This window comes from Clostridium sp. AM25-23AC (assembly GCF_003435125.1).
Classification (GTDB): Bacteria; Bacillota; Clostridia; order Lachnospirales; family Lachnospiraceae; genus Pilosibacter; species Pilosibacter fragilis.
Genome location: NZ_QWGI01000088.1, coordinates 259 through 1,349 on the forward strand (window position 1 = coordinate 259; position 1,091 = coordinate 1,349).

The 1,091-nt window shown below is 55.4% G+C and carries 2 protein-coding genes; both read right to left on the reverse strand.

What is annotated here, in order from left to right; translation table 11 throughout:
- Window positions 1–11 precede the first annotated feature (11 nt).
- Window positions 12–653, reverse strand: coding sequence for a septation protein SpoVG family protein (locus tag DW677_RS17990; RefSeq protein WP_181968390.1), 642 nt, complete (start codon window positions 651–653; stop codon window positions 12–14).
- Window positions 654–695: 42 nt separating this feature from the next.
- Window positions 696–1,091, reverse strand: a 396-nt coding sequence (locus tag DW677_RS17995; RefSeq protein ID WP_242992223.1) for a VirB6/TrbL-like conjugal transfer protein, CD1112 family, incomplete at its 5' end; no start/stop codon positions are given.

Here is a 1,091-nt window from a genome sequence, read left to right on the forward strand (position 1 = left end):
ATGGCCCGAGGTCAACGCTCTGCGCTGCGGCTGGGCTTTTCCTTCGGAGGCCGCTCTGCCTTTGCCTGTTCGGCAGCCGCTTTTCCGGCTTTGAGCTGGTCGCTGATGGACGCACGCCCCACAGAGCCGCGCTCCGCCATCTGTTCCAGCTTTGCCTCATAGGCTTGCAGAACAGCAGTATTGAGCTGTTCCCGGAACTCCTTTGTGACAGGGTAGGCCATATCCCGATAGCCGCCTTTGCCGTCCGGCTGGCTGGGCATCCCAAGAAAGAGGCCCTTGCTGCCCTGTACGATTTTCAGATTTTCCACCACAAAGCAGTCATTGAATTTCACGCTGGCAAAGCCCATCAGATTTTTCACAGGTTCGATGACCCGCACGCTTACATCCAGCTTCAACGGTGCGGCCGGGGTGGTGTTTGCAACCTTTTCCTGCATGGTTTCCTCCTTTCCGGCGGGAACAAGGTTCCCGTCCTTGTAGTCATAGCCTTCCGCCCGGAGTGCCGCCAGCATGTCCGCCGATACGCACCCGGACAGTTTCAGATCGGTTTCCACCATAAAGCGCATGGTGTCTGCTTTAGAAAATTCTTCGGGGAGCTTTCCATAGAAAGCCGGGTGCGGCTGTCCGTCCGCACCCTGTTTGTAACGCCGAGGCATACCGCCTCCTTTCCGCTTCGGGTCAGCATGGCCCGAAGTCTCTTAATGGCAGCCGAAGATGGATTTTGCAAGACTGCCTGTTTTGAATAAGGTAAAACACAGCAGCACCGTATATCCCACGCAGCCCCAGATCGCCCCGATGGGGTCGCCGTCGGTGGCGATACTCTGGATCAGCACCGCATAGATGGCGACACAGACTAAGATCAATAGACCTTGAAAGCCCACCGCAAAGAGGGAGCGGAAATAGTTCTGCCCCATGTGTCCGGTTTCCCTGTTGGGGACGGTGGCAAACGGGATAGGCGCTAAACTTGTGAGTAAATAAATTTCAATCATACGGCCATATACGATAACGAAAATCACGATGTTTAAGGCAATCATGGTAAGCTGGATCAGGAAGGACTGGAGCCAGAGTCCGAACAGAGGGCCTAACTCCATCGC

Excerpts from the sequence above, each read along its gene's own strand:
- DW677_RS17990 (WP_181968390.1), bottom strand. The coding sequence starts at position 653 with ATGCCTCGGCGTTACAAACAGGGTGCGGACGGACAGCCGCACCCGGCT.